The sequence below is a fragment of the Dorea sp. MB18-49 genome (assembly GCF_023669465.1).
Classification (GTDB): Bacteria; Bacillota; Clostridia; order Lachnospirales; family Lachnospiraceae; genus Dorea_A; species Dorea_A longicatena.
In genome coordinates this window covers 153256-178523 of record NZ_JAMOYX010000001.1, presented here as the reverse complement: position 1 = coordinate 178523, position 25268 = coordinate 153256, and the positions used below count along the sequence as shown (strand labels likewise).

At 42.6% G+C, this 25268-nt stretch carries 32 protein-coding genes and 1 tRNA gene; 7 read left to right on the top strand and 26 right to left on the bottom strand.

The window, feature by feature from the left end; translation table 11 throughout:
* Positions 1-291 precede the first annotated feature (291 nt).
* The 3 genes from asd to NCY30_RS00950 all read right to left on the bottom strand — a co-directional run bounded on the left by asd (position 292) and on the right by NCY30_RS00950 (position 3654).
* Positions 292-1377 carry an aspartate-semialdehyde dehydrogenase gene (gene asd, locus NCY30_RS00960; protein ID WP_006427276.1) on the bottom strand — a complete coding sequence of 362 codons (1086 nt, stop codon included), beginning with the start codon at positions 1375-1377 and terminating at the stop codon, positions 292-294.
* A gap of 93 nt (positions 1378-1470) precedes the next feature.
* Positions 1471-2850 carry an argininosuccinate lyase gene (gene argH, locus NCY30_RS00955; RefSeq protein ID WP_022415021.1) on the bottom strand — a complete coding sequence of 460 codons (1380 nt, stop codon included), beginning with the start codon at positions 2848-2850 and terminating at the stop codon, positions 1471-1473.
* 162 nt (positions 2851-3012) lie between these two features.
* Positions 3013-3654 carry an epoxyqueuosine reductase QueH gene (locus NCY30_RS00950; protein WP_055193684.1) on the bottom strand — a complete coding sequence of 214 codons (642 nt, stop codon included), beginning with the start codon at positions 3652-3654 and terminating at the stop codon, positions 3013-3015.
* Positions 3655-3767: 113 nt separating this feature from the next.
* Here NCY30_RS00950 and NCY30_RS00945 point away from each other — a divergent pair, with 113 nt between their 5' ends.
* Together NCY30_RS00945 and NCY30_RS00940 are read left to right on the top strand one after the other, a co-directional pair.
* On the top strand, positions 3768-4544 hold the full coding sequence (locus NCY30_RS00945) for an ABC transporter ATP-binding protein (RefSeq protein WP_006427273.1): 777 nt from the start codon (positions 3768-3770) through the stop codon (positions 4542-4544).
* Entirely contained in the window at positions 4528-5361 is an 834-nt protein-coding gene (locus NCY30_RS00940; protein WP_055193682.1) for an ABC transporter permease, read from the top strand. Before NCY30_RS00945 ends, NCY30_RS00940 begins: the two co-directional genes overlap by 17 nt.
* Before the next feature lie 9 nt (positions 5362-5370).
* Here NCY30_RS00940 and NCY30_RS00935 read toward each other — a convergent pair whose 3' ends face one another.
* The 18 genes from NCY30_RS00935 to ylxM form a co-directional block, all read right to left on the bottom strand.
* Complete coding sequence (locus NCY30_RS00935) at positions 5371-5907, bottom strand: prepilin peptidase (RefSeq protein WP_250818393.1); 537 nt, start codon at positions 5905-5907, stop codon at positions 5371-5373.
* Positions 5908-5939: 32 nt separating this feature from the next.
* Positions 5940-7049 carry a ComEC/Rec2 family competence protein gene (locus NCY30_RS00930; RefSeq protein WP_130096259.1) on the bottom strand — a complete coding sequence of 370 codons (1110 nt, stop codon included), beginning with the start codon at positions 7047-7049 and terminating at the stop codon, positions 5940-5942.
* A gap of 94 nt (positions 7050-7143) precedes the next feature.
* Positions 7144-7216 (bottom strand) — tRNA-Thr (locus tag NCY30_RS00925).
* Between the two features lie 69 nt (positions 7217-7285).
* Positions 7286-7414, bottom strand: coding sequence for a hypothetical protein (locus NCY30_RS15030; protein ID WP_276325796.1), 129 nt, complete (start codon positions 7412-7414; stop codon positions 7286-7288).
* Between the two features lie 4 nt (positions 7415-7418).
* Positions 7419-8315: a mechanosensitive ion channel family protein gene (locus tag NCY30_RS00920; RefSeq protein WP_022415025.1), complete on the bottom strand. Its 897-nt coding sequence runs from the start codon at positions 8313-8315 to the stop codon at positions 7419-7421.
* 14 nt (positions 8316-8329) lie between these two features.
* Positions 8330-9163, bottom strand: a complete 834-nt coding sequence (pgeF, locus tag NCY30_RS00915) for a peptidoglycan editing factor PgeF (protein WP_055193678.1) — start codon at positions 9161-9163, stop codon at positions 8330-8332.
* Between the two features lie 9 nt (positions 9164-9172).
* Positions 9173-9553, bottom strand: coding sequence for a YraN family protein (locus tag NCY30_RS00910; protein ID WP_044919891.1), 381 nt, complete (start codon positions 9551-9553; stop codon positions 9173-9175).
* 64 nt (positions 9554-9617) lie between these two features.
* Positions 9618-10277, bottom strand: a complete 660-nt coding sequence (locus NCY30_RS00905; protein ID WP_022415027.1) for a ribonuclease HII — start codon at positions 10275-10277, stop codon at positions 9618-9620.
* Complete coding sequence (lepB, locus tag NCY30_RS00900; RefSeq protein WP_006427263.1) at positions 10270-10836, bottom strand: signal peptidase I; 567 nt, start codon at positions 10834-10836, stop codon at positions 10270-10272. The genes NCY30_RS00905 and lepB (NCY30_RS00900) overlap by 8 nt, the downstream gene beginning before the upstream one ends.
* 41 nt (positions 10837-10877) lie before the next feature.
* The gene (gene ylqF, locus NCY30_RS00895) at positions 10878-11726 is read right to left on the bottom strand and encodes a ribosome biogenesis GTPase YlqF (protein WP_006427262.1); all 849 of its coding nucleotides are present in this window, start codon (positions 11724-11726) and stop codon (positions 10878-10880) included.
* Positions 11727-11746: 20 nt separating this feature from the next.
* On the bottom strand, positions 11747-12406 hold the full coding sequence (lepB, locus tag NCY30_RS00890; protein ID WP_006427261.1) for a signal peptidase I: 660 nt from the start codon (positions 12404-12406) through the stop codon (positions 11747-11749).
* Between the two features lie 118 nt (positions 12407-12524).
* Positions 12525-12872, bottom strand: coding sequence for a 50S ribosomal protein L19 (gene rplS, locus NCY30_RS00885; protein WP_006427260.1), 348 nt, complete (start codon positions 12870-12872; stop codon positions 12525-12527).
* Positions 12873-12975: 103 nt separating this feature from the next.
* A complete protein-coding gene (gene trmD, locus NCY30_RS00880) occupies positions 12976-13791 on the bottom strand; it encodes a tRNA (guanosine(37)-N1)-methyltransferase TrmD (protein WP_006427259.1) in 816 nt (271 codons plus the stop codon).
* 14 nt (positions 13792-13805) lie between these two features.
* Positions 13806-14312, bottom strand: coding sequence for a ribosome maturation factor RimM (gene rimM / locus NCY30_RS00875; RefSeq protein ID WP_022415030.1), 507 nt, complete (start codon positions 14310-14312; stop codon positions 13806-13808).
* A 137-nt stretch (positions 14313-14449) separates the two neighbouring features.
* The gene (locus NCY30_RS00870) at positions 14450-14680 is read right to left on the bottom strand and encodes a KH domain-containing protein (protein ID WP_006427257.1); all 231 of its coding nucleotides are present in this window, start codon (positions 14678-14680) and stop codon (positions 14450-14452) included.
* 24 nt (positions 14681-14704) lie between these two features.
* Positions 14705-14950 (bottom strand): 30S ribosomal protein S16, encoded by a 246-nt coding sequence (rpsP, locus tag NCY30_RS00865; protein WP_022415031.1) that lies wholly within the window; start codon positions 14948-14950, stop codon positions 14705-14707.
* A gap of 80 nt (positions 14951-15030) precedes the next feature.
* Complete coding sequence (gene ffh / locus NCY30_RS00860; protein ID WP_006427255.1) at positions 15031-16380, bottom strand: signal recognition particle protein; 1350 nt, start codon at positions 16378-16380, stop codon at positions 15031-15033.
* A gap of 1 nt (position 16381) precedes the next feature.
* Positions 16382-16726 carry a YlxM family DNA-binding protein gene (gene ylxM / locus NCY30_RS00855; protein WP_237998623.1) on the bottom strand — a complete coding sequence of 115 codons (345 nt, stop codon included), beginning with the start codon at positions 16724-16726 and terminating at the stop codon, positions 16382-16384.
* A gap of 181 nt (positions 16727-16907) precedes the next feature.
* Here ylxM and NCY30_RS00850 point away from each other — a divergent pair, with 181 nt between their 5' ends.
* The 4 genes from NCY30_RS00850 (at position 16908) to NCY30_RS00835 (ending at position 18856) form a co-directional block, all read left to right on the top strand.
* Positions 16908-17576 carry a DnaJ domain-containing protein gene (locus NCY30_RS00850; RefSeq protein ID WP_006427253.1) on the top strand — a complete coding sequence of 223 codons (669 nt, stop codon included), beginning with the start codon at positions 16908-16910 and terminating at the stop codon, positions 17574-17576.
* 68 nt (positions 17577-17644) lie between these two features.
* Complete coding sequence (locus NCY30_RS00845; RefSeq protein ID WP_055180351.1) at positions 17645-17953, top strand: hypothetical protein; 309 nt, start codon at positions 17645-17647, stop codon at positions 17951-17953.
* Positions 17954-18051: 98 nt separating this feature from the next.
* On the top strand, positions 18052-18552 hold the full coding sequence (locus NCY30_RS00840; RefSeq protein WP_250818392.1) for a hypothetical protein: 501 nt from the start codon (positions 18052-18054) through the stop codon (positions 18550-18552).
* 34 nt (positions 18553-18586) lie between these two features.
* Positions 18587-18856, top strand: a complete 270-nt coding sequence (locus NCY30_RS00835; protein ID WP_250818423.1) for a hypothetical protein — start codon at positions 18587-18589, stop codon at positions 18854-18856.
* A gap of 41 nt (positions 18857-18897) precedes the next feature.
* Here NCY30_RS00835 and NCY30_RS00830 read toward each other — a convergent pair whose 3' ends face one another.
* Entirely contained in the window at positions 18898-19374 is a 477-nt protein-coding gene (locus tag NCY30_RS00830) for an acyl-CoA thioesterase (protein WP_139009487.1), read from the bottom strand.
* A 159-nt stretch (positions 19375-19533) separates the two neighbouring features.
* Here NCY30_RS00830 and truA point away from each other — a divergent pair, with 159 nt between their 5' ends.
* Positions 19534-20271 (top strand): tRNA pseudouridine(38-40) synthase TruA, encoded by a 738-nt coding sequence (gene truA / locus NCY30_RS00825; protein ID WP_055193676.1) that lies wholly within the window; start codon positions 19534-19536, stop codon positions 20269-20271.
* Positions 20272-20605: 334 nt separating this feature from the next.
* Here the strand turns inward: truA and NCY30_RS00820 are convergent, their stop codons facing one another.
* From NCY30_RS00820 to pdxA, 4 genes are all read right to left on the bottom strand, one after another.
* A complete protein-coding gene (locus NCY30_RS00820; RefSeq protein ID WP_139009486.1) occupies positions 20606-21352 on the bottom strand; it encodes a DeoR/GlpR family DNA-binding transcription regulator in 747 nt (248 codons plus the stop codon).
* Between the two features lie 78 nt (positions 21353-21430).
* Positions 21431-22540, bottom strand: a complete 1110-nt coding sequence (locus NCY30_RS00815) for a cation diffusion facilitator family transporter (RefSeq protein WP_006427247.1) — start codon at positions 22538-22540, stop codon at positions 21431-21433.
* A 222-nt stretch (positions 22541-22762) separates the two neighbouring features.
* Positions 22763-24175 carry a GntP family permease gene (locus NCY30_RS00810; protein ID WP_022415973.1) on the bottom strand — a complete coding sequence of 471 codons (1413 nt, stop codon included), beginning with the start codon at positions 24173-24175 and terminating at the stop codon, positions 22763-22765.
* Between the two features lie 81 nt (positions 24176-24256).
* Positions 24257-25267: a 4-hydroxythreonine-4-phosphate dehydrogenase PdxA gene (gene pdxA, locus NCY30_RS00805; protein ID WP_006428014.1), complete on the bottom strand. Its 1011-nt coding sequence runs from the start codon at positions 25265-25267 to the stop codon at positions 24257-24259.
* Position 25268: the final 1 nt, after the last annotated feature.

Here is a 25268-nt window from a genome sequence, read left to right as displayed (position 1 = left end):
TGTAATCAGCGAATTTATTGTATACTTTATTATAGCAAAACCATCTTTTATTCTCAACACTGAGATGTATTGTGTTCAGATTTGTAATCTGATTTATAATCTGATTGATATCGGTAAGCGGGGTCGAATTTGCTGGATGTATAATGAAAAAAAGCGAGAACTACGCCTTTTCACATGTTGCAGTTCCCACCTTTTTATTATTATTTTATGCTCTCACCTTATGAACGATAAACAGGTGAGTATGAGTGTGCCACCAGGGACACTAAAAGAGCCTGTTTTCCCGTCCCCTGGCTACTTTGCCTGAATATATCCCTTGGCAGTCAGTGCTTCGGCGCAAAGTACGGCTCCGCCTGCTGCACCACGTACTGTATTATGAGAAAGTCCGATGAATTTGTAATCATACATGCTGTCTTCTCTCAGACGTCCGATAGACACACCCATTCCGTTCTCATAATTTACATCCGCTTTTACCTGTGGTCTGTCATCTTCTGACAGATACTGGATGAACTGCTTTGGAGCACTTGGAAGTTCTGCTTCCTGTGGGAATCCCTTGAAGCTTTCCAGTTTCTCGATCAGCTGTTCTTTAGTTGGCTTCTTCTCGAAGTTGATGAATACAGCTGCTGTATGTCCGTTGAGTACAGGAACTCTTAAGCACTGGCATGTGATCTTTGGTTCTTCTGCAAGTTTGATTTCTCCGTTTTCCAGTGTTCCGAGTACACGAAGAGGTTCTTTTTCACTCTTTTCTTCTTCTCCGCCGATGTATGGAATGATATTCTCGATCATTTCCGGCCAGTCTTTAAATGTCTTTCCTGCTCCTGAGATTGCCTGGTATGTTGTTACAACAACTTCTTTTGGTCCAAATTCTTTCCATGCTGCAAGTGCAGGTGTATAGCTCTGGATTGAGCAGTTTGGTTTTACTGCGATAAATCCGCGTGTTGTTCCGAGACGCTCTTTCTGAGTCTTGATAAGGTCAAAGTGTGCTGCATTGATCTCCGGAACTACCATCGGCACGTCTTTTGTCCAGCGGTGAGCACTGTTATTAGATACTACAGGGGTCTCTGTCTTTGCATATTCTTCTTCGATCGCTCTGATCTCATCTTTTGTCATATCTACGGCACTGAATACAAAATCTACAGTAGAAGCAACTTCTTCTACTTCATTTACATTCTTTACGATTAAGTTCTTTACACCTTCCGGCATCGGTGTATCCATTTTCCAACGTCCGCCTACGGCTTCTTCATATGTTTTTCCTGCTGAACGTGGGCTTGCTGCTACAGTTACAACCTCGAACCAAGGGTGATTTTCAAGCAATGAGATAAAACGCTGTCCAACCATTCCTGTTGCTCCTAAAATACCTACTCTTAATTTCTTATCCATCTTTGTTCTCTCCCTTTCTTTTTATCATTCCTTAATACAGCCTTACGCTACCTTCATCCGTATGACATGTACTAGTATTTATAAATGTATATTTTAATATTCTTCCATATATTTCTGATAAGCCGCAATTGATTTTGCCATAGCATCTTTTCCTGGTGCTCCTATGGTGACACGCTTATTCACACATGTCTCAAGATCGATTGCTTTATAGATATCTTCTTCAAATACCGGCGAGATCTTTCTGTACTCTTCCAGTGGAAGTTCATCTAACGGAATCTTCTTCTCAATGCATGTCAGTACCAGTTTTCCCACGATACCATGTGCATCTCTGAATGGTACACCGTGATTTACCAGATAATCTGCTGCATCTGTCGCATTGGTAAATCCGTGTTTTGCACTTTCTTCCATGCGGTCTTTATTAAACTGCATCGTCTTTAACATTCCGGCAAATAATGTGATACATCCTTTGGCTGTATCCATAGCATCAAATGCCCATTCTTTATCTTCCTGCATGTCTTTATTGTATGCAAGCGGAATTCCCTTCATCGTAGTAAGGAGTGCATTTAATGCGCCGTATACCCGTCCGGTTTTTCCTCTTACCAGCTCTGCGATATCCGGATTCTTCTTCTGCGGCATGATACTGCTTCCTGTACTGTACGCATCATCAATCTCTACAAACTGGTATTCATTCGAATTCCAGATGATGACCTCTTCACAGAATCTGCTTAAGTGCATCATCATAATGCTCAGTGCAGATAACAGTTCCAACAGATAATCTCTGTCTGATACACCGTCCATGCTGTTCAGTGTCGGTCCGTCGAATCCAAGTAATTCTGCTGTATATTCACGATCCAGTGGATATGTCGTTCCAGCAAGTGCTCCGGAGCCAAGCGGACATGTATTCATTCGTTTGCTAATATCCTTCAGTCTCTCATGATCTCTTCGGAACATTTCAAAATATGCCCCCATATGATGAGCCAGTGTGATCGGCTGTGCTTTCTGAAGATGTGTGAATCCTGGCATATATGTCTCGACATTCTCCTCCATTACATGAAGGATTACTTCCAGAAGTTCTTTTACCTGAGCATCAATCTCCTGAATCTCATCTCTGGTAAAAAGTTTCATATCTAATGCAACCTGGTCATTTCTGCTTCGTCCGGTATGGAGTTTCTTTCCCGGATCTCCGATGCGGTCGATCAATGTTGCTTCCACAAAACTGTGAATGTCTTCATATTTGTCTGATATCTCTAATTTACCGGATTCTACATCTTTCAGAATGCCATTTAATCCGTCTGTGATCTGTTCTTTTTCTTCTTCCGTTAAGATTCCCTGCTTTGCAAGCATAGCTACATGTGCAAGACTTCCTCTGATGTCCTGCTTATAGAATCTTTTATCAAATGTAATGGAAGCATTAAAATTATATACTAGCTGGTCTGTCTCTTTTGTGAAACGACCTCCCCATAACTGTGCCATATGGATTCTTCCTTTCATTTTTAAGTTTACTGTTTTCGATTTTAACACATTTCCGCATAAAAGCAAATATTATTACAGGAATTTACATATTTATTCATCACAAAATGCAGTTACTTACATGAATCCATGCAATTTCTTCTTACTTTTTATGCATTTTTATTACTATGCTTTTGCCCGTTGCTCTTCCAGACGCTGCCACATCGAGAATTCACATCCGCAGTAATCCTGCCTGTACAGGCCATACTGTGCGGATAACTCTACAGATCTTTTATATCCGTTCTTTTTCTTGAAATCGGATGTAAGATATGATACGCCATACTCTTCTGCAAGTTTTAATCCGATCTCATTCAATTTGGCTGCATTTTTCAAAGGACTGATGCTGAGTGTCGTCGTAAAGTAATCATACCCGCCTTCTTTTGCAATCTCAGCGGTCTCTCTTAATCGAAGTTCATAACATTTAAAACAGCGCACGCCGCCTTCTTTCACTTTTTCCAGTCCCTTTGCCATCTCATAAAACTTTTCTTTATCATAGCCGCCTGCAATAAACTGTACCGGATATTTTGTATCCATCTCTCCAATCAGTGTCTGCTGTTCAATGATACGTTTGCTGTATTCACTCTCCGGATAAATATTCGGATTATAGTAAAGTACTGTGATCTTAAAATAACTGCTCAGATACTCCAGTACATAACTGCTGCACGGAGCACAGCAGCTGTGAAGGAGAAGGGTTGGTACCTTTTCTTCTTTTTGCAGATGATCGATCAGTTTATCCAGTTCTTTCTGGTAATTTATCTTTGTTAACATCTAATTATCCTCTCTTCTCTACATATCAGCATTTTATCACACCCGCCCTTTTTATTCACCTATTTTCTGTTCCGGTCATATCATATTATATACTTCACATCCAGGAGGTTCCTATGGAACAGATTTTGAACCTACAGCATATTTCTTATACGTATCATACTTTAGAAGGGGAAACCCCGGCCCTGTCTGATATCTCATTTTCTTTGAACAAAGGGGAATTTGCCGCCATCGTGGGACCTTCCGGCTGTGGAAAATCCACGCTGCTTTCTCTGATCTGCGGTCTTTTGCCTTGCAGTGACGGACAGATCACAATCAATGGCAGACACCTGAAAGAGAGTACAACTAATGTAGGATATATGCTGCAACACGATGAATTGTTTGAATGGCGCACGATCTATAACAATGTGATCCTTGGGCTGGAAATCCAGCATGCTCTGACGGCCCGGACGAAAAAGCGGGCACATGAACTTCTTAACATCTATGGTCTGAGTGATTTTGAGAATTCCAGGCCTTCGGAATTATCCGGAGGAATGCGCCAGCGTGCTGCCCTGATCCGTACATTAGTTCTGGAACCGGAACTATTACTTCTGGATGAACCTTTTTCCGCCCTTGATTACCAGACCCGGTTACAGGTTGGCGATGATATCGGACAGATCATCCGAAATGAGAAGAAATCCGCGCTTCTTGTAACACACGATCTTTCGGAAGCCATTTCTCTTGCCGACAGGGTAATTGTTCTTTCCCGTCGTCCGGCAGCCATCATTCAGACTATTCCGCTTATCTTTCATCTGGAAGAAGATACTCCTATGAACAGACGAAATGCACCGGAATTCAAATCTTATTTTAATCTGATATGGAAGGAGCTAAATCAGGATGAAAAATCTTCATAAAAGCCCAGGTACCGGTGCTCCGGCGGCACTTTCCACCGGACACCGGCACTATCTCAGACATTATCATTTTCACAGACTGCTGGTTATATTCTTCCGGATCTTCCTTTTAACGGGATTTTTATTCCTTTGGGAATTTTGTGCGTCACACCAGATCATAGATTCTTTCATCTTCAGCAGTCCCTCCAAGATCATGAATGCTTTACTCTTAATGATTTCGGATCATAGTATTTTTCTACATCTCGGCGTCACCTTATACGAAACTTTCGTCAGTTTCTTTCTTGTTATTTTCGTCAGTATATTATTTGCAATTCTTCTGTGGTACAGTAATAACCTTTCGGAAATCCTGGAACCTTACCTTGTCGTATTAAACAGCCTTCCGAAATCTGCACTGGCCCCTCTTCTTATTGTCTGGCTTGGCGCTACAAAAACCACGATCATTGTAACCGGAATGTCCGTCGCTATCTTCGGCAGTATACTCAATCTGTATACCAGTTTCCGCTCTACAGATCCCGGAAAGATTAAGTTAATCTATACCCTCAGAGGGAACCATCTGCATGTACTGACCAAAGTAATCCTTCCTTATTCTATTCCGGCTATTATCAGTAACATGAAAGTTAATATCGGATTATGCCTGGTCGGCGTCATCATCGGTGAATTTCTGGCCGCCAAAGAAGGCCTTGGATATCTTATTATCTACTCAAGCCAGGTCTTCAAAATGGATTGGCTTCTTATGAGCATATGTATTCTCTGCGTCTTCGCGATATTTTTGTACGCTCTGATTGATTTCGGAGAAAAACTTTATTTTAAACATTTTTAAACCTCCGCATCAGATTCCCTGCCAAAACCATAAGATCAGCTGATCTCCTGCAAATAAGGTCATCATAATTCCCAGCACCAAAAACGGGCCAAATGCAAATTCATCCTTTCTGGTCAGCTTTCCACATTTCAACATAATAAGGCAATATCCTCCTGCAAGCATAACCGCACATGCCATCGAACAAATGATTTTCTCTTTTCCAAGCAGAAATCCGGAAACTGCCATGAATTTGATATCGCCTCCTCCAAATGCCCCGGGAATCAGAATGGATAAGACCAGCATCGGTCCTGCCACAGCTGCTGCCCCGGGGATCCGGTTGTATAAATCACTGTTCCCTGTCAGGACCATATCTGCTGCTGCGATCAGCAATATATAAATATGATATCTGCCGGGGATCTTACGGGTACTGTGATCCGTTAATGCCACCCGGCATAAGATTCCGAGATAACATAACAACCGTATCCCGTTCAAAGATATTTCAGTGGCTTTCGTATAGTTAAGAAAGCCATCTGCTATTGTTCTTACTTCTACCATCTCCTGATTCATTTACTGTTATTCTTTTCGGGCCATTTTTTGTATCAATAACATTTCCCGCAAGGTTTAAGGCCCTGTGCCTCTGCTTCTTCCTTTGTCTCTTTCTTTGCCGTATCCGGATTCATATTACCGCAGTGGTTCGTTTTATGGTATTTTGAACCGGTTGCCGATACCCATACCTGGTCTTCGGTTACTTTCTGCGTTGTCTGTTTCGTTACCGTCTGTTCCGTCACAGTCCCCTTATCTGATTCATCTCCCGGTGTATAATCATTACACGGTGCCGCACTCCAATTCAGATTTTTACCGTCACTTGTTACTGTGACCGTTCCCTGTTTGTCGGTTCTGTACACCTGGATTTCCATACTCTGAAGTTTATCCATCGTATCTTTGTCCGGGTGTCCGTATTTATTATCTTTCCCACAGCTGATCACCGCATATTCCGGTACGGTTTTCTGAAGGAAATCCCAGGATGTTGCCGTTGCTGATCCATGGTGTCCGGGTACCAGTACATCACAGTTTAAATCTATACCGGAATTGCACATCGCCTTTTCGCTTTCATGCTCTGCATCTCCCGTAAAGATAAAACTGTTCTCTTTATTTGTAAGTTTTATTGCAACGGAATTATTGTTACTTCCCTCAGCTTCTATCGTCTCCGGTGCCAGTATTTGAAACGAAGCACTTCCAAGCCTGTAAGATTTTCCTACCGGCGGATGCTTCATTTTCAATCCGTCTTCTTTCACAGCTTTTACAAACGACCGGTATAACTTACTGGTATGTACATAGTTACTGGATATAACATTTTTCACCTTAAAGCTCTTCAGGCATCCGATCAGACCCGCCATATGATCTGCATCATAATGGCTGCTGATCAGATAATCAATCTTCGTAACGCCCTGTTCTTTCAAATAAGCTACAACAAATCTTGAAGTCTTTCGATCTCCTCCATCATAGATCAGATTTTTCCCATCCGACTGAACCAGAATAGATAATCCCTGTCCTACATCAAGGAAATGCACTTTCACTGTCCCAGATGGAACAGTTGAGTTATTTTCCGCAGCCTGCGTCCGTACACTCACAGACACCCCTGTCATTGCCAGTACCATAAAGATCGAAAGCAGTGCCGATAACAGTCTTTGCCTCCATATTTTTTTCATTTTTCTTCTCCCCTTTCACACCCACAATTCTATTATACACGAAAAAAAGAATCCCTACATCAAGGATTCTTCTTTATATCTCATTCTGTATATAAGCTGGAAATCGGACTTGAACCGACGACCCCTTCATTACGAGTGAAGTGCTCTACCAACTGAGCTATTCCAGCATGCTCTTATAACAGGCACGAATATAATTATACCGTATTTTCACATATTTGCAAGTACTTTTTTAATTATTATACGTTCTTTTCCGAAAAAGATTTTAACAGATTCTCATATGCAAACCAGAAATTCTGCCACGACCGCTTAGGATTCTCTCTTCCATGCACGTCACGGCAGATCTGCCTGGCCTTACATATTTTCATCCAGCTATTTATCCTCTTTCATGTGCACCGTCACTTGTGGATATGGAATCTCAATTCCATTCTCATCCAGTTCCACTTTAATTTCTTCCAGCAGTCTCCATCTGGTCGCCCAGTACTCTTCGTTCTTCACCCAGGCACGGATACCGAGCACGACTGCACTGTCTGCAAGATCATTTACAAAGACATTCATCTGTTCTTCTTTTAGAATACTTGCATCTTCCGACAATAGCTTTTCGATCATTGATTTTGCCTTTTTGATATCGGCATTATAAGAAATGCCTACCCGCAGATCCAGTTGTCTTTCGTCTTTTGCCGTTGCATTGGTGATACTGTTATTCGTCAGCATTCCATTCGGGATTACGATGGTCTTATTGTCAATCGTACTTAATTTTGTATAAAAGATCTGAATTTCTTTTACTGTTCCTTCTTTTCCATTCGTATCTTCAATAATATAATCCCCTACCACAAATGGCTTTAACAGAAGAATCAGCACGCCTCCCGCAAAATTGGAAAGACTTCCCTGTAACGCAAGACCGATAGCCACACCACTGGATGCCAGTAACGCCGCCACCGATGTAGTATCAAATCCAAGACTGGAGATCAGGCAAAAGATCAGAATCCCGTACAATCCATATTTCAAAAGTGAGTCTACAAACTGTTCAACTCCTTTATCTGCTTCCGAACGTTCAAATGAACGCCTCACAATCTTCCTGATCCACTTTATCACCAGTCTTCCGATAAAGAAAGCAACCAGTGCCGCCAGCACTTCCAGTCCAAATGTAATCAGTCCCGGAATACTGTCCTGCAGATATTGGGTAATCTGATTTACCTGTTTTACCGCCTGCTGGGTAGCTTCGGTCACTTCCTGAGTCGTATCTGCGATCGTTGTTGTATCTGTCATATCGTTTGCTCCTCTTATTTCAGTGCCAGAAATGCACTTAGATTTCCTCTTTTATTTCCCGTTGTGCGATGTGAAAACAGAATATCCGGGTTACAGTGTGTACACACATTTGTCACAGCAATATGCTTCTTCAAAATTCCGGCTTCCTCGAATACCAATTCATTTGCTTTCCACAGGTTCAACTGATATTTACCGTTTTCTTTCTGATAGAATAATTCTGGCCAGTATTTTTCTTCAAAGCTTTTCTGAAATTTTACAATTACATCTTCACTTACCTCGTAACAGTCCTGACATATAGACGGACCAATGGCCGCAAGTATGTCTTTAGAATCCGAACCATATGTTTTTTGCATCAGTTCCACTGTTACTTTTCCGATCTTTCCAACCGTTCCTCTCCAGCCCGAATGCGACAGTCCGATCGCTTTTTTCACAGGATCTACAAAATACAGTGGTACGCAATCCGCATAAAATGTCACCAGACAGATTCCCGGTACATTTGTGATCATTCCGTCCGTTTCCATAAAACGTCTTCCCTTGTCCTCTGCTCTTACTACCGCCACATTTGTTGTATGTGTCTGGTTGGTAAACGTCATATCTTCCGGCTTTACTCCGATGGCTCTTGCAATCCTTCTCTGGTTTTCCTCAACATCTTCCGGATCATCGCCTCTTGTTGTGCTGATGTTCATAGTTGCCCAGCATCCCTTGCTGACACCTCCGAGTTTTGTAGAAAATCCATGATGCACGATTCCCGTTTCTTCTAACATTGGATAACTCAGAAACGGAACCCCATCTACTGTTTTTTCATCAAATATATGTTCCTGATTTTTATACTGTAATCCAAGACTCATTCTCTTCTCCTATATTTCCACATAATCAAATGCATTCTGATATAAAATGATCCTGTCATCTTCTATACTTACTACATCAAACCTGCACGGGATTTCATCTATTCCATTCACCGTCATATAATAAAGTGCACTTTTTGAGATAACTCTCTGTTTGGCATAATCTACCGCCTCTGCCGGAGTTCCTTTCCGGTCATCTGCCCGGTACTTCACCTCGCAAAACACCAGATAATCGCCATCTCTGGCTATTATATCGATTTCTCCGAGTTTGCACCGATAATTATATTCCAGAATTTCATATCCTTTTTCTGTCAGATATACTCCTGCCATTCTTTCATAATAACTTCCGGTTTCACGGTTATTTCGTCTTTGTCCTCTTTTCGACCCTGCCATTCTTTCATTCCTTTACACTGCTGATTCCATGCCTGGATACCGATTTTCCGCACTGTCTGCATCTTTATATATATTTCTTTATAAAAGTCCTTCTGTGTATCGGAGATGGTCCCAGTTCTTTCAGCCCCTCAATATGCTTCTTCGTTCCATACCCTTTATTACTTGCGAAATCATACCCCGGAAGTACTTTATCATACTCCACCATCAGCCGGTCTCTTGTTACTTTTGCAATGATACTTGCCGCCGCAATAGACACGCTCTTGGCATCACCTTTAATGATCGGCACCTGTGGGATCTCTACCTCCGGTATTGTTACTGCATCATTCAACAAAAGATCCGGCTGCACCTTTAGATTGCCGATTGCCATACGCATCGCCTCATAAGTAGCCTGCAAAATATTGATCTCATCAATTCTTGCCGGACTTACAACACCGATTCCCGTTGCAACAGCACGTTCCATAATCTCATCGTACAATGCCTCTCTTTTTTTCTCTGAAAGTTTCTTTGAATCATTCAGATACAAAATCGGGTCATCCTTTGGCAAGATAACCGCACCTGCCACCACCGGACCTGCAAATGGCCCACGGCCTACTTCATCAATACCGCAAATATACTGGCAGTCGCTGTGTTCTTTTTCATAAACACTCATTGCTTCTGTTCTTTCCAGTTCTTTTTTCAGTTTTTCCTGTTGCCTTTTTAGTTTTTCTTCTTCTCGTTTATTCATGACGGATCACTCCTATATTGTCAAATGGATAAATTCTTACCCATGCCCTGCCAATCAGATCTTCTTTTGTCAGTACGCCTACACTTGGATCCCTGCTGTCCATACTATGGTTACGATTATCTCCCATAACAAAATACTCATTTTCTTTTAATGTAATCGGATCTGCGGCAGTCTGTGGATCTTTGATCAATTCATTTCCATAGATATCGCTCAAAAGCCTCTCTCCGTCAATGTATACATATCCGTCTTTTATCTGCACAGTCTCTCCCGGCATTCCGATGATACGTTTGATATAATATGTATTTTCTTCGTATTTGTACGGAAATACAATAATGTCATAACGTTTCGGATCACGGAAGCGGTAACTGATCTTATCCACGATCAGATTATCCCCGTTTTGCAACGTTGTCTCCATGGAAGATCCACTCACTCTTGTTCTCTGCCCTACAAATGTTATGATAAAATACGTTAACCCTATGATCAGCAGAATATAGACAATCCATCCTCCAAGCTCTCTCAAAATGCTTTCTTCTGCATCTTCTCTTGAACGTCTAGCCATGTTCTTTTGTTGTTTCCCTTCTATACTTTCTGCCTCTGTTTTTAATATGCATCCGGGTACTCCAGTGTCAGTTTGCCCAAACGTCCGTTGCGGAAGTCATCCATCAGAAGAACCGAAGCTTTTTCTGTATCCAGTTCATTTCCACGAACCAGACAATGTCTGCTCTCTGCAATTTTTTCCAGCATTCCGTATGGATCCGTGTCTTCTTCTACATTATATTTATTCTCAAGTACTCCCGGATAATTTTCATTCATAAACTTTACAAGTTCTGCCGCAAGTTCTTCTGTCTGAAGGATCTCATCTTTGATCGATCCGATAAATGCCAGTTTCAGGCCTACTGCCTGATCTTCAAATCTTGGCCACAGGATTCCCGGTGTATCCAGAAGCTCCACATTTTTATTCAGTCTGATCCACTGCTTTCCTTTTGTCACTCCCGGTTTGTTACCGGTTTTTGCACATGCCTTTCCCGCAAGTGCATTGATAAATGTTGATTTTCCTACATTCGGAATTCCCACTACCATAGCTCTGACCGGACGATTCAAAATCCCACGCTTTCTGTCTCTTTCAATCTTTTCTTTACATGCTTCCTGGATCACACCATTGATAGATTTGATCCCGCCGCCTTTCTTGGAATTTACCTTCACAACAGAGAATCCTTTTTCACGAAAATATTCTGACCAGGCATCATTCCACTTATCTTCTGCCAGATCTGACTTATTTAAAAGGATCAATCTTGCTTTATTCTTTCCCAGTTCATCAATATCCGGATTTCTGCTGCTGATCGGAACTCTGGCATCAACCAGTTCAATAACCAGATCTATTAATTTGATATTTTCCTGCATCATGCGTTTTGCTTTCGTCATGTGCCCAGGATACCATTGAAAATGCATATATTATTTCTCCTTATCTTCTATTTCACAAATCCCCAGTCTTTTTTCGGGGATGCCACAAACCATGCCTTTCCATATATATAAGAACGTTTTACTTTTCCTATATCGGCACTACGGCTGTCCTCACTGTTTTTTCTGTTATCTCCCAGAACAAAATATTCATCACCGCCAAGTTTCAACTTCTCACCGGCAATTCCAGCTGTATCTATTTTTGTTGTTTTATAATCTTCTTCCAGTTTTTTACCGTTAATATAGACCTGATTCTCCACAATCTGTACCGTCTCGCCCGGAAGTCCGACAATCCTTTTGGTATAATAATGCGAATTCTCATTGCCTTTCGGTTTGAACACGATAACATCTCCCCTTTTCGGTGAAGAAGCATTGTACACAATCCGGTTTACCAGTACTACATCTGCATTCTTAAGCACCGGACTCATGGAATCTCCTACCGTACTGACCCGTTGTCCCCAGTACCACACAGCAACAAATGCCACCAGACAGGTGACCACGATCTTAAAAATCCAGGTAAATGTAGAAGCGATCATTTCAAGATTAAGATGTATCTTTTTCTTTGCTTTTGGAAGATTTCCGAAGCCTTTTTTCTTTGCTTTGCGTCTGCGATAACCGGTTTTCCGGGATCTTCTTCTTTTTTCAAAATCCAGATTACTTCTGCGTCTCATAAAATCCCCTTATACTGAAAACTTGCCACTGGCAACTTTTCTTACATACTTTGATATATCAGAAAAAGGACAATTACATTATGTAGTTGTCCTTTTTCTCATTTTGTTACATTTTCGATTATTTTACTAATTCTTTAACTTTAGCTTTCTTACCAACGCGGTCTCTTAAGTAGTTCAGTTTTGCTCTTCTTACTTTACCTCTTCTTACTACTTCGATCTTCTCAACGTTTGGTGAGTGTACCGGCCAAGTCTTCTCAACACCGATTCCGTTAGAAAACTTTCTAACTGTAAATGTTTCTCTTGCTCCGCCACCCTGTCTCTTCAGGACTGTTCCTTCGAAAACCTGTACTCTTTCACGGTTTCCTTCTTTGATCTTTCCGTAAACTTTAACAGTATCTCCTACGTGAAATTCTGGTGCTACTTCTTTTAACTGAGCAGCTTCAATGTTCTTAATAATATCGTTCATTATGTGTGACCTCCTTGTTTACTTGGATGTTCTTAATACATTCGTACCAGAGGACCATCTATTTCTTCACAACATGCTACATTTTATCATACCCTGCAACAAATTACAAGGATTTTTTTACTTCTTTTTGCACTTCTTCGGCCAGTTTTTTTTCTTTTTCTGTAAGTTCGGCTTTTTCAAGCAGATCCGGCCGGTTCTTTGCAGTGCGGATCACAGACTGTTCACGTCTCCATTTTTCAATATTGGCATGATGCCCGGACATCAGTATCTCCGGCACTTTTCTGTCATGCCATACTTCCGGTCTGGAATATTGCGGATATTCCAGCAGATTATCCTGAAAGCTCTCGAACTCGGCGGACACATCATTATGAAGTACCCCCGGAACCAGCCGGGATATCGCATCGATCATGATCATTGCCGGAAGCTCACCTCCTGTCAGGACATAATCTCCGATAGATACATAATCTGTAACGATCTCTTCCAACACACGTTCATCAATGCCTTCGTAATGACCGCACAAAAATACCAGATCTTCTTCCTGTGCAAATTCCTCTGCCATGGACTGGTTGAATGTCTTTCCCTGCGGAGACAGATAGATGACTCTGGTACGCTTCTGCTCTCCTGACATCTCTTTCTTCTCACCAGATGCCAGCTTTTCTTCTGTGGCTTTTGCCTTTCTTTCCGTAATCTGCCTTGCCAGTGCATCATAGCACTGATACACCGGTTCTGCCTGCATCAGCATACCTGCACCTCCGCCATACGGATAATCATCCACGCTGTGATGCTTGTTAAATGCATAATCTCTGATATTTAATGCCTCTATAGACAGAAGCCCTTTATTTACCGCACGTCCGATGATGCTGGTATTCAATCCATCCATAACCATCTCCGGAAATAACGTCATAATATAAAAATTCATAGATTATCCTCTTTCTAGATCAGACCATCCATCAGATGGATCTTCATCTTCTGATTTTCTATATCAACATCCAGGATACATTCGCGGATCGCCGGAACCAATACCTCGCCGTGTTCATCTGTATCGATCACATAGACATCATTTGCACCGGTCTCCATAACATCTTTTAATGTTCCGAACGGTTTATCATCCTCTGTTACGACCTCGATTCCGATCATATCGGCGATAAAGTATTCATCCTCTTCCAGTTCCACCGCATCTTTACGTTCTACAAGAAGTGGACATCTTTTATAACGCTCAATATCATTAATATTATCAATTCCCTTGAACTTCAGGATTACAAACTGCTTAAAGAATTTGACACCCTGGACTTCCAGAGATTTTTTCTCTCTTCCGGTGTCTAACAGTACATGTTTTAACGATTTAAAACGATTCGGGTCATCTGTGGTCGGAAATACTTTAACTTCCCCACGCACTCCGTGTGTCGAAGTAATGACACCTACCTGTAATAATTCTTCCATAAATACTCCTTTTTCACTTTCTGCGTTTCCGACGCTCCAGCGGCTTCTTTTGTACATATGATTCTGCCGTATAAGATAAGCGGGACAGACCACAAGCGGGCCTGTCCCGGGACAAAATGGGAATCCCCATTAGTTATTTAGTCCATGATATCTACGATAACTTTCTTATCTTCCTTTGCTGCTGCGGCTTTCACGACTGAACGGATTGCCTTTGCAATGCGGCCCTGTTTTCCGATTACTTTACCCATATCAGATTCAGCAACTCGTACTTCCAGAACTGTCGTCTTCTTCTCTTCGCGTTCATTTACAACAACGCTTTCTGGATCGTCGACTAATGCTTTCGCAATTACTTCAACTAATTCCTTCATAAATGCACACCTCCAGTGGCATAATTATTTTTCGATGCCTGCTGCCTTTAAGATCTTTGCAACTGCTTCTGTAGGCTGAGCTCCGTTAGCAAGCCATTTCTTAGCTGCTTCTTCGTCAACTTTGATTGCACTTGGATCACAGTTCGGATCGTATGTTCCGATCTCGTCGATGAATCTTCCGTCTCTTGGTGATCTAGAATCTGCTACGATGATTCTATAGAAAGGAGCCTTCTTCTGTCCCATTCTTCTTAATCTCATTTTTACTGCCATGTTAGTTTACCTCCGTAAAATTATAATATTTTCATAGTTTATTTTTATCTATATAACGCGGAATTCGCGGTATATCATGTTTAGAACGGAAATCCGAATTTCTTCTTCTTTCCCGGCTTGCCAAATTGTTTCATCAGTTTTTTCATCTCGTTGAACTGCTTGATCATACGGTTCACTTCGCTGATGTCCACCCCTGCACCTTTGGCAATTCTGTGCTTTCTGGATGGAGAAAGGATATCCGGATTGGCTCTTTCCGCCGGTGTCATGGAATGAATGATTGCTTCCATTCTTCCCATCTTCCTCTCGGCTTCTGCCGTCTGCTCGTCGTCTAATCCCTTCATCTTACCGCCCATACCTCCAAGGCCCGGCAGCATGTTCATAATATTTCCAAGACCACCCATGTTCTTCATCTGCTTGATACTTTCCAGATAATCGTCAAAATCAAACTGGTTCTTCTTAAGCTTCTGGGTCATCTCTCTGGCTTTTTCTTCATCGATCTCGGCTTCCGCCTTTTCGATAAGCGACAGGACATCTCCCATTCCCAGGATTCTCGATGCCATACGATCCGGATAGAACTGTTCCAGATCTGAAAGCTTCTCTCCCATACCTACATACAGGATCGGCTTTCCGGTAACTGCCTTTACGGACAGCGCCGCACCACCTCTTGTGTCACCGTCTAATTTCGTAACGATCACACCATCGATGCCGACCTTTTCATTGAACTCTTTTGCCACATTTACGGCATCCTGTCCGGTCATTGCATCAATGACGAGTATGGTCTGATGTACTTCTACTTCTTCTTTGATCTCTTCAAGCTCAGCCATCATGTCTTCATCAATATGAAGTCGTCCGGCTGTATCGAGGATCACGAGGTCGTTGCCATTCTTCTGCGCATGTTCGATCGCTGCCTTGGCGATGTTCGCCGGCTTGTGGTTTTCTCCCATGGAGAAGACTTCCACACCCTGCTTCTCACCGTTGACCTGTAACTGCTTGATCGCAGCCGGTCTGTAGACATCACATGCGACCAGCAGCGGTTTCTTGCCCTTTAACTTGAACTTTCCGGCAAGCTTTGCTGTCGTGGTTGTCTTACCTGCTCCCTGAAGACCTGCCATCATGATAACTGTGATGGCTTTTCCAGGCTGAAGCTTAATCTCTGTGGTCTCAGATCCCATCAGATTGATCAGTTCTTCATTTACAATCTTGATCACCATCTGCCCCGGGTTCAGACCGTTCATGACATCCTGACCGATCGCGCGTTCCTGTACGCTCTTAATGAAGTCTTTTACCACTTTAAAGTTAACATCCGCCGCAAGTAATGCACGTTTGATCTCTTTTAAAGCTTCTTTGACATCATCCTCTGTCAGACGTCCTTTGCTTCTCAGGTTTTTAAATACATTTTGAAGTTTTTCTGTCAAACTGTCAAATGCCATGCTATAACTCCTCTATAATTTCATCGGATATCTTCCGGATGTCTGCAACTAACTTTTCCGCATTCTCCTTTTCATATCCGTCCAGCAATTCATCAATCTGCTTTACTTTTTCTCTGATCGACACGAACTTCTCTACCAGATGAAGTTTCTCTTCGTAGCCTTTCAGTGTCTGGGAACATCTCTTTACCAGATCATGTACGCCCTGTCTGCTGATTCCCTCTTCTCTCGCGATCTCGCCAAGTGATAGGTCCTCAAGAACAAACTGTTCATACACTTCTTTCTGATGATCGGTAAGTAGTTCTCCATAAAAATCATATAATAATGCCTGTTCTAATATTTCATTCATGTCTTTCACCTGTGATATCATATAACACTTCTGTGCAGGTGTCAAGTATTTTTTCTTTACACCTTAATTTTTTCAAAATAAAATTGATTTCCCCGCAACTTTGTCGTAATATATCTGATGGAAGATATTGCCGTCTGCAGTATCTTCTAATCAGGTCCATATATTATAAGGGGAGAATATAATGGCAAAAAAGAATTATTACAAGATACTTGGTGTGTCACGAACAGCTTCTCCTGAAGAGATTTCTGCTGCCAAGAACAGACTTGCAAAAAAATATCATCCCGATGCCAACATGAAGGATGGTATCGATACAACTAAGAAAATGCAGCGTATTCTGGAAGCTTACCGCATACTTTCCGACCCAAAGAAGCGTGCTTCCTATGACCGCAAAGTATTCGGAAAGCCATCGTCAGACTCTGACCGGAATTTCGATCTGTTCAACCTGCATAATAATATAGAAGAAACAGATCCGGTCATCGGTACACCATTCGTGAATTACTGGCGGGCGGCAGACTCCTTATACGATATCACTTTAGAAAGCGAACAACTTTTCAAAGATAAGAATAAAGAAAATACACGATCGGCCCGCTTGTCAGACCTGGCAGCCCAGGCACTTAGCTATGCCGTAACCCTGCGCGAAGCCGAGATTCCTGAAAAGTACTGGCTGCCCGCGATCATGGACTGGCTGCTTTTCACCTGGTACAAGAACAGAAATCTTCCGGTATCTTATTTATTGAAACTTTACGATGAATATTCAAAAAAAGAACTCAACGGATTCAAACGTGTAAAAATCCAAAAAGAGCAGCTTCATTTCCAGCATTCTTTAAAACGGCTGGTTAATTACGGATAATTTTCATCTCACACATTTACACCATCTGCATATTATGTACTGTAAACATCATTATTGGAGGATTCAATATGAGCGATTTAGGTACAGCAAACTGTGGATGTGGCTGCGAAGGACGCGACAGATTCGGCGGAGACTGTGGATGTGGTGGATGTAACGGCGGATGCGGATGCGGCAACAACGGATGTGGCTTCGGCAATAACAGCTGCCTGTGGATCATCCTTCTTCTCTGTTGCTGCGGCGGTTTCGGCAACGGCTGTGGATGCGGCAACAACGGATGTGGCAACGACAGCTGCCTGTGGATCATCCTTCTTCTCTGCTGCTGTGGTGGTTTCGGCAACGGATGCGGATGCGGCAATGGCTGTGGATGCGGATGCTAGACAACATAATATTTCCTGCATAGGACTTAAGAGACGGAGTCATTTTTCCGTCTCTTTTTTCATATATATTTATAACGCTGATCCCGGGAGGAGTCACTATGGCCGGAAAACCTTCAAAACCAATGACACCATTTGATAAATTTGTCACACCCTCCTATTTATATAAATTGAAGCTGTTTCTTTCCTTTCTGCCTCCTTCCACTCAGCGCTTCCTTGCCGTCTATATCAAATTTTCCGAATTCCGGTATACGATGGATTATTTCCGCGGACTGCCGTTTCATGCATTTTCTTTTCAATCTATCGGTGAACTCGCACCCTATATGGATGAAAACGAACGGAATATGATGGACCAGATGACTTCTATGCTGCAGATAATGGAAATGATGGTGATGGCACAGACCGATTCTACGTCCGGAGGTTCCGATTCTTGCGGTCCTGCAGGACCTGTTGATCTTATGAAGACAATGATGTCCGGCGAAGATATGGAAATGTTCCAAAATTACATGGACCTGTTCGACCAGGAACTTTCCTCGCCTGGAACCTCTGCCATGAAAGGAGACTCTTCACATGAATGGAACAACGAATCATACAGCGAATGAAAACACTTCCGAAAACAATTTCTCAAACAGTTGGATGGATCATCCGTCCATGAAGGGAATGGACCCGGTCAAACTGGAGTTGATCCGGCTTGCAGCCAAACAGACCGCCGGCAAAAGCGGGAGATCTCTGGCTCCCGTTATGATGGCGCTCATCACCAGTGCAAACAAGAAAGGGATCCAGTTCACTCCACAGGAAATGTCTCTCATCCTCGACATTCTGAAAGAAGGACGTTCCAGAGAAGAACAAAATCAGATCGACCAGATGGTGCAGATGGTCCGTACACACATGAAAAACAATACTTAATTCCTTTTCGTTCTCAGATATGCACAAAGAAGAAGGACAGTTTAAAGCCCTTCTTCTTTGCGCATCATACGGAGTTCTCTTCTCTTTTCTCCCTTTTCCCATTCTTCTTTTTCTTCTTCCGTCTCAAGTTCCAGTCTTGGCGCCCTGACCGGTTTGTCATTCTTATCCAATGCTACCATTGTAAAATACGCATGATTGATCGGTGTACGCTCCCCACTTAACGCTTCTACATACGTATCCACCTTTACTTCCATGGATGTATTACCGACATAGGTTACCTTTCCTATGATCACAACTGTATCTTTGACATATGCACCGCGCAGGAAACTTAAGCTGTCTACAGATGCCGTAATTACATTTCTTCTTGTGTGACGTTTTGCCACCATACCCGCCACTTCATCGATCCACTGCATAAGCGCTCCTCCGAACAAACGGTCTGACGCATTCAAATGTTGCGGCCTTACCATATGGACTGTCTCCACGATTGAATCCGATACCTTTCTACTTTCTATTTCCACAAAAAACACCTCTCTTTTTCTTTTTAAGCTCTTTTATTATAGCACCGGATTTGTTATACTTAAACTAATTTCAATGTAAGTATTCTGAAATTCATGTATTTAGTTATATACAACATCAATTATTAGACAGGCTGCATTTCGCAGCAGAATGGAGTTTTCATGAGAAATATAAAATTAACGATCGAATACGACGGAAGCCGTTACCAGGGATGGACCAGACTGGGAAAAGATGAATCTGGCAATACCATCTCTAATAAAATTACTGAAGTTTTAAAAAAAATGACTGAAGAAGATGACCTGGAACTTTTCTGTGGATGCCGCACAGAAGTCGGTGTACATGCCTATGCACAGATTGCCAATTTCAAGACTTCTTCTTCCACAACGACACAGAACATCAAACATTACCTGAACCGTTACCTTCCGATGGATATCGCAATCATCGATGTAAAAGAGGTTCCAGAACGTTTTCACGCACAGCTGAACGCCACATCCAAGACCTATGTATACCGTATGACGATCGACGATGTACCGAGCGTCTTTGATCGCAAATACACTTACCATTGCTACCGTATCCCGGACAAACGTCTGATGCAGCAGGCCGCCGAGAAACTCACAGGACGTCATGATTTCCGCAACTTCTCCAGTGCAAAGAAAACGAAATCTACGGTCCGCGAGATCTTTGATATTGATATCTATGGTGACATTGAAGAAATGCAGATCCTGATCCATGCGGATGATTTTCTTCATAATATGGCACGTATCATTATCGGAACGCTAATGGATATCGGACTTGGCAACCGATCTGTGCAGGATATTGATGATATCTTTGCGGGAATTCTCGAAGCAAGTGCGCCTTGTGATCCGAAGGGATTGTATTTGCAGGAGATTACGTATTAAATTTAATTACTATTGAATGCATGAAGCGGTCGTTACCCGGACCTCCATAAAACTTAGGAACTCTTTCCTGTTCAGATTCCGTCGGCGGGAAAGAGTTCCTAAGTTTTATTCCGTGGGTATCGCATGCTATAATGATTCAACAGCGGAGCCGTAACCGTTGTGATACCGGAAGTATACAAAAAGCCGGAAAGTCAAGGTTTTCACCACAACTTTCCGGCTACACACAAAAGTTACAATTCCGCTGTTGAATTTTCAGTAGCATTGGCCAATCACGACATGAGAAAGACTTGGCGTTCTCATGGACCGAGAGGCCACGATACTGCATTAAACAGGATTATACAACAATAATCCGCACTCTTCTCGCCTTCAATACCTCTACTTCCTCCGGCAGAAATTCACGATCCGTAACCACTCCTGTATAGTCTTCCAACTGATTGATCCAGGTCATGGATTGTTTTCCGAATTTTGACTGGTCTACTGCCAGATAGGATCTTGCGCACTGCTTCGGAACCTGGCGTTTCAGCCACATCTTTTCATGTGTCGGTGTTGTTACCTGGAATTCTTCGTTGATGGAAGCTGCTCCAAAGAATCCCAGATCAAACCAGAAATCCTTCAGCATCTCTGTCGCATATCTGCCAAACAGACTTCCCGTCTCTTTCTGTACCATACCGCCACATATGTATACTTTCGCATCACTGTTTTTTAATACCTGTGCAATCTCCAGATCATTTGTCACAATGATAATATCTGGGATGTCCCGGATTAATTTTGCGATCTCGCAGGTTGTCGTCCCCGCATCCAGAAATACTGAATCTTGCGGATGTACAAATTCTACACATTTTCTTGCAATTGCTTCTTTACTGTTCTTATTACTGGTCTGCTTTGTCTCATAAGCAATCTCTTGTTTCGCGACCGCACCTCCATGACACCGTTCGATCATATTACCGCTTTCCAACTTCATCAGATCTCTCCGAATTGTCATGGAACTTACATTCAATTCTTTAGCCAGCTCATCTACCTGCACACTTCCATTCTCTTTGATCAATTCAACGATCATTGCCTGTCTTTCTGCCGCAAGCATATTATCTCCTCCCACATTACGCCAGATCTGCGATCTGCAGTCTTTTCATTTTTTACTTTATAAATAAATTTATAGAAATTATACAAATTCTGTCTCTATTGTCAGTGATATCTCATATTCCGGATACTGTTTCTTCATATAGTCTGTAAATGATTTTCGCAGTCCCTCCCAGTCTCTGAGCGCATAGTCCACAATAAAATCACAATAAAGAGTATTGGTTCCTTTGCTCAGATATAACGCATGAAAGCTCTTCACGTGCTCATTTACACGTACAAATTTTCCAATGTATCGACGGATATCAACGACACTTGAAGTATCCTCATCGACTGCATAGATTCCGAATACCATCGTCACATGATATTCTTCCATGATCCGAAGCTGCAGTCTGTGAATCTCTTCATATACCTCTCCAATGCTTCTTTTATGATCAATTTCGATATTCACCGAGCCCGAATAGCGATCCGGTCCATAATCGTGCAACATCATATCTATCGCACTGATCACCCCGTCTGTTGCACGGATTTCTTTATATAACTGTCTTGCAAGTTCTTCTTTTCCTGAACGGCCGATCAGATCCGACGCCGTATTCTTAAGCGCATCTACCCCACTCTTTATAACTACAAAGGAAAATACAATACCCGCATATGCATCCAGTGAAAATCCTGTAAATAAAAATATTACAGATGACAAAATCGTAAGTCCCGAGAAAAACGAATCATTCCTTCCGTCTTCTCCCACTGCCAGAAGTACTTCCGATTCCACTGATTTTCCTATCTTTATTGTATACATTCCAAGGCAGAACTTCGTCACAGCTGTTCCCGCCACGATCAGAACCATCAACATACTGACCTTCATATCCGATGGATGTAAAATTCCATCTATCGACTCTTTCAACATACTGATCCCCGCATACAAAATCAGAATACCGACCACCATGCCGGTCAGATACTCAATTCTTCCATATCCAAATGGATGCTTTTCATCCGGATGTTTCCCGGAAAGCTTTGTTCCTACATATGTCAGAAACGAAGATCCTGCATCCGTTGCATTATTGATTCCTTCCGACACGATTGCTATTGACGATGCCAGCGTTCCGATCACAATTTTCACTGCCGCGATCAGTAAATTAACTAAGATTCCTATCAAAGACGTTCTTATTATCCGTTCCTGACGGCTTGATTCCTTCATAATACACCTGTTCCTTCTTTCTTTTTCCTGTGTTTATGATAACATGTCGTTATTTCATTTACAAGATATTGCAGGTGCAGGGCACTCTGCCAAAGCTGTCACTTGCCAAAACATACAAAAGAAACGGCTGTAAGAGCCGACACGCATTCATTAACCTCCCAATGAAGCATATCCGTTCTTCCAGCCGTCTCAGGCTTTTCTTATTATACGATTCGTCTCAGATTACATAAATATATTAAGTATCAACACTTCAACCACACCGACAGCCCATGCTACCGTTGATGTTACAGACCAGATCGTTAACTGATCTTTCGCCTCGCTGACACCTAAGGTTCTGTTTACTACCCAGAAATAACTGTCGTTGAAGTATCCGAAGAATAAAGATCCTACGCAGCATGCCACTGCTCCAAGGATCGGGCTTACGCCTGATGCTGCGATGATCGGTGCTGTGATACTTGCTGCTGTCGTCATTGCTACAGTTCCTGATCCCTGAATGAATCTCATTGCTGTCGCGATCAGAAGCGGCAGGATAATGATCGGGATTGCTGTCTTTGCAAGCCCTTCTGCCATAAATGTTCCAAGTCCGGAGTCTTTGATGATCTGGCCGAGCGCTCCGCCGCCACCTGTTACTAACATGATGATTCCGGCTGATGCCATTCCTTTTTCCATCTCTGCAAGGGCTTCATGTCTGTCAAGGCTTCTTCCCAGTGTCAGGATTGCCACGATCAGTCCGAGTCCGACTGCTACGATCGGCTGTCCAAGGAATACAAGGATATTCATGAATCCTTCTGTCTTGCCCATTGCTGTTGCTACTGTGTTGATCAGAATCAGGATGATCGGGATGATCAGCGGCATGAAGGATTCCAGTGCTCCCGGAACTCCTGTCATATCCATTGCAAATGCTGCCTCGTAGTTAGGCTCCTGATAAGGCATCTCTACGATCTCGCCTTCGTCGTTCGGAATTCTGTAATATTTCTTAGAAAGGAATAATCTTGAGTATGCGATACATGCAATTGCCATCGGAAGTGCAAGTACCAGTGTCAGTAAGATGAATTTTCCTACGTCTACTCCGAAGATTCCGCAGACACCTAACGGTCCCGGTGTCGGTGGTACTAAGGAGTGGGTGATTACAAGTCCTGCTGCCAGGGCTGTTCCAAGTCCGATCACGGATTTCTTCGTTGCTTTGGAGATTGCCTTTGCGATCGGTGCCAGTACAACGAATCCGGAATCACAGAAGATCGGGATAGATACCAGGAATCCTGTCAGTGCAAGAGCTTCCTCTTCTCTCTTCTTACCGAACAGTTTTAAGAATGTATGTGCCATTCTCTTGGCTGCACCTGTTACTTCAAAGATCTGGCCCATCATAACACCAAATCCGATAATGATTCCGATACTTCCTAAGGTTCCGCCAAACCCGGAAGTGATCGAATTTACAATACCAAATGTCTTCTCAACACCGTCTACTTCGATTGTAATGTTTGTAAGTGGCATGCCGCCAATCACGCCAACTACAACTGTACTGATGATCAAGGCAAGAAATGCCTGGATTTTTGTCTTTAATACAAGGAATATCAGGACTGCGATACCTACCGCCAGACCAATCAACATCCTTTCCCCACTAAGTCCGTTTACCATAATGCAGACCTCCTATGTTCTCTCTTTTTATTACGGCAGTTATTTACCTGCCGCAATTCCTTTTCGTTTTATTTCTTAATTTTATTTTTCATGTTTTCCCGTGAAATTCGGTGCATATTTTGCTGCAAGTCTGATTGCTTCGATCATGCTGACCGCACTTACGATTCCTTTTCCTGCGATGTCAAATGCAGTTCCGTGATCTACCGATGTACGAAGGATCGGCATACCATTTGTGATTGCGATCGTCTTTTCGAAGTCCAGTGTCTTGGTTGCGATATGTCCCTGATCGTGATACAGCGATAATACACTGGTATATTTTCCCTGCGCTGCCTGATGGAATACTGAATCCGCCCCGATCGGACCTGCCACATCATAACCTTCCGCTTTCAGTTCTTCGATTGCCGGCATGATCTCTTCGACTTCTTCCCAGCCAAAGAGTCCATGTTCTCCGCTGTGTGGATTTAACCCTGCAATTGCCATAGTTCCTTCTTTCACACCGAGTCTTTCCAATGCCTTAGTACAGCGTTTTACATAATCAATGATCCTGTCTTTTTTGATCATATCCAGCATCTGCCTTAACGATACATGACGTGTCAGGAAGAATACTCTCATTCCATTCGTCTCGAACATTGTCAACGGATCTTCTGTATGTGTCAGTGCTCCAAAGATCTCTGTATGTCCGATATACGGAACTTCTGCCGCATGAAGGGATTCTTTGTTGATCGGAGTAGTAGCCACTGCATCGACCTTTCCCGCATTTGCCAGTTCAATACTCTTTGCAATGTATTCATACGCTGCTTTTCCGCACATAGCGCTGACTTTTCCATAGGCAAATGTATCCATATCCACGTTGTCAAGATTGATCAGGTTCAGGACTCCTTTTTCATCGACTGCCTCTTCCGGCTCTTTGATCTCATTGATCTTCAAATTCTCTCCTGTGATCTCGATTGCTTTTTCTACGATCTTCCGATCTCCGACGATGACACACACCGCAATCTGGAACACCTCATCGGATGCAATGGATTTTGCTACAATCTCCGGTCCTACTCCCGCAGGATCTCCGATTGGAATTGCAATAACTGGTTTCTTCATT